General features: G+C 61.6%; 5 protein-coding genes and 1 pseudogene. 1 reads left to right on the top strand and 5 read right to left on the bottom strand.

Annotated elements, in window-relative coordinates:
* The 3 genes from AC6FTP_RS25615 to AC6FTP_RS25625 all read right to left on the bottom strand — a co-directional run.
* A partial coding sequence (locus AC6FTP_RS25615) for a sialidase family protein (protein WP_497209740.1) occupies window positions 1-1,046 on the bottom strand: 1,046 nt, incomplete at its 3' end.
* A complete protein-coding gene (locus AC6FTP_RS25620; protein WP_395718181.1) occupies window positions 1,043-2,065 on the bottom strand; it encodes a bile acid:sodium symporter family protein in 1,023 nt (340 codons plus the stop codon). The genes AC6FTP_RS25620 and AC6FTP_RS25615, both read right to left, overlap by 4 nt.
* Window positions 2,066-2,086: 21 nt before the next feature.
* Complete coding sequence (locus AC6FTP_RS25625; RefSeq protein WP_395718180.1) at window positions 2,087-2,989, bottom strand: dihydrodipicolinate synthase family protein; 903 nt, start codon at window positions 2,987-2,989, stop codon at window positions 2,087-2,089.
* A 159-nt stretch (window positions 2,990-3,148) separates the two neighbouring features.
* Here AC6FTP_RS25625 and AC6FTP_RS25630 point away from each other — a divergent pair, with 159 nt between their 5' ends.
* Entirely contained in the window at window positions 3,149-3,925 is a 777-nt protein-coding gene (locus AC6FTP_RS25630; RefSeq protein ID WP_395718179.1) for a helix-turn-helix domain-containing protein, read from the top strand.
* A gap of 320 nt (window positions 3,926-4,245) precedes the next feature.
* On the opposite strand, the gene AC6FTP_RS25635 is transcribed toward AC6FTP_RS25630, so the two are convergent.
* Both AC6FTP_RS25635 and AC6FTP_RS25640 read right to left on the bottom strand, forming a co-directional pair.
* On the bottom strand, window positions 4,246-4,413 hold the full coding sequence (locus AC6FTP_RS25635; protein WP_497209741.1) for a hypothetical protein: 168 nt from the start codon (window positions 4,411-4,413) through the stop codon (window positions 4,246-4,248).
* Between the two features lie 36 nt (window positions 4,414-4,449).
* Window positions 4,450-4,640 (bottom strand): annotated as a pseudogene (locus tag AC6FTP_RS25640) (arylsulfatase); the annotation flags it as partial.

Here is a 4,640-nt window from a genome sequence, read left to right on the forward strand (position 1 = left end):
CCAGAGTCGAAGAACGTTCGCTCGTCGCTCCAGGTTCCGCTCGCGGGCTTCACCTTGTAGCGCAGCGCCATGCGGCTCCATGCGGGGCCGTCATTGTAAACGTAGAGCTGAGTGCCGGTGCGCGACTGGCCGAACCATCCTTCCGATACGGTGTTCCAAAGCTCCGGCTCCTCCTGGGCGATGCTCCACGTCTTGCCGCCATCGGTGCTGGTGCTGGACCAGGCGCTGGGAGGATTTAGCGCACCGCCATCGAGCAGATCGCCCTCCTTTCGCCCCACAGAGGTCCGCATGACCATCTTGAGATGCTGCTGCTCGTTGATGACTGCGATCTGGCCTTCGTGCAGGAAGATTTTCCCCGGCTCGGGCTGCGGCACATAACCGCCGAGATGCCAATCAAGCAGGCTGGTGCTGCGCAGCACAAAATGCTCGCGCTGTCCGAGCGGATCGGCGCGCTTCGTGTTGCGATGCGCGGGCAGCAAATAGAACGGCTGGCCGTTTTCGATGATGCGCTGGATTTCACCGAGAATGACGAGCGGCCCCGTGTAGTGCATGGCCAGTTCGACGGGATTCCACGAGCGGCCACCATCGCCACTGTAGGCAGCGGCGAGATGCGAGTCCTCGCTGTCGGCATAGTTCAACGGGCAGCGCATGGCAAAGCACCACAGCACCTCCTGCCCGGGCGGATGGTAGAGCACCGCATTGCAATAGCCGAACTGCATCGCGCCATGCCGTTGCTCGTGGTCGAAGATCGTGCTCGGGATGCTCCAGGAGTCGCCGTCGTTGCTGGAAACGATGGCGTCGATGCTTCCCATATCGGTCTTGCCCGCGATGCCTTTTTGATAAGCCACAACGAGGTGCTTCTCCTTCCACAAGGCGATGCTCGGCTGCCCAAGCAAGGATGCACGTGGCTCTTGGTCGGCAGTGCGGACAACGCGCACGTCACGGACATCGCCAGTGGTGGCGGCGTTGGCGACTTGGTCTTTGGCGTGCAGCCCGGCCAGCGGCGCGAGCAGCAGAGCGCTGATGAGTGTGAGGGCGAGTTTCATTCAGGTTGGGTGGTTTGATCTTCGTGATTGGCGGGGCGCTTCCTCCACCATGAGGCGAGCGCGGAACTGGTGATGGCGCTCCATGGGCCGAACACCGCAGCTCCGAGCGCTGCGGCGGGACTTTGCAGGACATTGAAGGCGAGGCCGGTGGCCATGCCGCCGTTTTGGATGCCGACTTCGAGGGCGCAGGTGCGGGCATCGGTTTCATTGAGTCCGCTCAAGCGCCCGCCCCAGTAGCCGAGCAGGTAGCCGGTGGCGTTGTGACAAGCGGCGGCGGCGAAGACGGCGAGGCCGACGGAGAGGAGTTGCTCACGCGATAGCGCGATAGTGACGCCGATGATGGTGCAGATGGCAAACATCGCCACATACGGCAGCACGCGCACGAGTCTCTTCGCCACGCCGGGCAGGAGGCGTTGCACACTGAGTCCGATGAGCAACGGCACGATGACCATTTTCAAAATGGAAAACATCATCGCTCCGGCATCGATGGGCACTTCCGCGCCAGCGAGCCACTTCATCGCAAACGGCGTGATCAGCGGCGAGATGAGCGTGGACACGGCCGTGACCGTGACGGAGAGCGGCACATTCACACGGGCGAGCAGTGAGATGACATTCGACGACGTGCCGCTGGGCACCGAGCCGATGAGGATCAACCCCGTTGCCACTGCGCCGTGCAGACCAAACAGATGCGCAAAGCACCAACCGCCAAGCGGCATGATGGTGTAATGCAGCACGCAGCAGAGAATGACTCCGCGCGGCATGGTGAACACGCGGCCAAAGTCATCCAGCGTGAGCGTGAGTCCCATGCCGAGCAGGATGACCTGCACGAGCGGTGTGATGGCGGACTTCAACTCAAAATCTCCCCATGAGATGAAGGCCGCAGGAAACGTCATCGCCGCCGCCCCCGTCGCCAGCACCACGAACGTGAACCCTAGCCCCTTCATCACGCCCACCGAGCGCGAGGCCACGGCGAGCGCGATGAACAGCAGGATGAGCGTGATGCCGACGAGGGGTGACATGAGTGGCGAATCCGAAACGGGTTAGCTGAGCGAGTCAGCAAGCTTCAGCACCGCCTCCAGCGCGGGCTTGATCTTTGCCTGTTGTGCCTCAGTGGCTGGGCGCATCGGCATGCGCGGGAAGCCAGCATCCACTCCTTGCAACGACTGCGCATAACGGATGCACGCGGGCAGATTGTAATGATCGGTAGCATTCCAGAAGCGCAGGATCGCCTCGTGAAGCAGCCGCGCATTGGCGTGATCGCCCTTCGCCACCGCATCACGCAGCAGGGCCGTCGCACGCGGAATGCCGGAAGGCGTGGCCGCAATCACGCCCGGCGTGCCGAGGCAGAACGAGGGATACATCAGCGCATCCACCGCGCTGTAAATTTTGCGATCCTTCGGCGCATTGATCATGAGATCGGCGAAGAGCTTCAAGTCGCCCGCGCTTTGTTTGATGCCCATCACACCCGGCACCTCATTCATCAGGCGCACCGTCAGTTCCGGCGAGAGATAGCACCAGTGCACCACATTGTAGATGATGAGCGGCATGCCCGTCTCCTCGTGGATCACGCGGAAGTGCTCGATCATCATCTCATCATCCGGACGGAAGAGGTAATGCACCGGCGTGAGCTGAATGGCGTCCACGCCGAGACCTGCCACCGCCTTGATGCTGCGAATCGCCTGGCGAGTGCTGTCGCAAATAGTGCTGGCGACGAGCGGCATGTCCGCTGGCATTGCCTCGCGCACCTCGCTCACGCAGGCGCGGAGTTCATCGGCGTCCAAGGTCTGGCCTTCGCCAGTCGAACCACCGACCGCGAGGCTGTCGGCCCGCTCACGAACGAGGAACTCCACCTGGCTGCGGATGGACTTCGGCATCAGTTCGCCGGAGGAAGAAAAGGGCGTCGTCATCGGAGCGATGACACCAAAGGGGACTTTGTCGGGCATGATCATGGGTGGTTGCGGCGAGATGTTTGATTTGGCATAAGTAGGCGCCATCGGAATGATCAAACGTGTCGAGAATCACGTTTTCAATCCATACAGCCAGCGCTGCCTACCTTTGACCTCTGCCGCATACCCAGAAGCCCGATTTCGCATATTGTAGCCATGACCACCACTGAACAGCGCCGACTCTCCGAACTCCGTTCCTTGCTGGAAGGCTTCGCCGCCCGCCATGCGGCCACTCACGCCGCCACCTCTCCCGAGAAGCTCAAGCAACTGCGCTCCATCTTGAAACGGCTCACCAAAGCCCTGCGTGCCCGCGACTACAGCGGCTTTCGTCACGCGGACCTCGAACTTCACGAAACCATCGTCAGCCTCGCCGACGTTCCCATGCTCAAAGAAACGTGGCGCATCGTCTGGGACAGCCTCCGAGCCCTTCACAAGCAGGGTTTTGACGATTGCTTCCCGGACTCCCGAACCATCGCAGAGGAACACGAGCATCTCGTCGAAACGATTGCCCTCGGTGATCCCGCCGCCGCCGAAGATGCAGCCCGCACCCACGTCGAAGCCGTGTGGTTCCGCCTCGCCGAGCAAACCAAGTCCACCACCGAACCCGAAGGCGATCCACTCCAACGCGCCGTCGCGCATCTCGTCTTCCGTCTGCATTGCCCGCTGAAGCTCACCCACGTCGCCAGCAAGATCGCCTTTACCAGCCCCGGCAATCTCTCCCGACTCTTCCGCCAACAGCACGGCCTCAGCTTCCAAGCCTACCTGCAAAGACTCCGCCTCGAAAAAGCAGCCGAACTCCTCCGCACCACCCGACTCCCCATCGCCCGCATCGCCAAACGCGTCGGCTACCGCGACGTCTCCCGCTTCGGCCAGCACTTCAAACGCCTGTTTGGAGCAACGCCCGCTGCGTATCGAGTTGCCGAACAACGGTGACGAACGGCTGAGCACGTGCGCGTGTTGGTTTGGAAGCCAGGCGTTTCGTCCATGGTAAGGCAGATGAAGCCGCCTTTGATCCTGCCGATTTATTCCCGTCTTATGCCACGCTCAAGAACCAAGGCGGACGATGCTCAAGCCCATCGCTTCCCGGAGTTTCTGCAAGCGCCTCGGCAACCGGTTCGGGATATTTGGGCTGTGGTTTGACTCCAAGATCATGCTGATGCGGCGAGCGGCGCGAGCAGTAGAGCGAAGAGGTGTCGAAAGGAAGATTTCATGGTTGAATCAATTTGAATGGGGCTGAGCGCGCGGCGTCGATCTCAGCGTAGCTCGATTCGCGGGGTGACCCACGTCGCCCAGTCGCCTGCGGGGTCGGTGAGGGGATCGACGATGAAGATGACGTTGGGACGCTGCTCGGCCGGCGCGGAAACTCCTGCGAGTGTCAGGGCAGCGATGACTGCTGTGAGTAAGTGGCGTATGGATCTCATCGGTTCGTTCTTGGTTAGGTTGTCGTGAGCGCGGCATCACTGACCAGAAGCAGGCACGCGGCCCACGGGGCGGCGGTTCTTGCCCTTCTGCTTGGTGGCGGAGTCACCAATATCCTCGCGCATCTGCTGCGCTAACGCACGCAGACGTTGCGCGACTTCAGGGTGTTGTCTGATCAAGTCTTTCGTCTCGCCCACGTCCGCCGCGAGATCGTAGAGTGCCTCGGGCA

The sequence above is a fragment of the Prosthecobacter sp. genome (assembly GCF_044378005.1).
Lineage (GTDB): Bacteria > Verrucomicrobiota > Verrucomicrobiia > Verrucomicrobiales > Verrucomicrobiaceae > Prosthecobacter.

Excerpts from the sequence above, each read along its gene's own strand:
- AC6FTP_RS25620 (WP_395718181.1), bottom strand. The coding sequence starts at position 2,065 with ATGTCACCCCTCGTCGGCATCACGCTCATCCTGCTGTTCATCGCGCTC.
- AC6FTP_RS25625 (WP_395718180.1), bottom strand. The coding sequence starts at position 2,989 with ATGCCCGACAAAGTCCCCTTTGGTGTCATCGCTCCGATGACGACGCCC.
- AC6FTP_RS25630 (WP_395718179.1), top strand. The coding sequence starts at position 3,149 with ATGACCACCACTGAACAGCGCCGACTCTCCGAACTCCGTTCCTTGCTG.
- AC6FTP_RS25635 (WP_497209741.1), bottom strand. The coding sequence starts at position 4,413 with ATGAGATCCATACGCCACTTACTCACAGCAGTCATCGCTGCCCTGACA.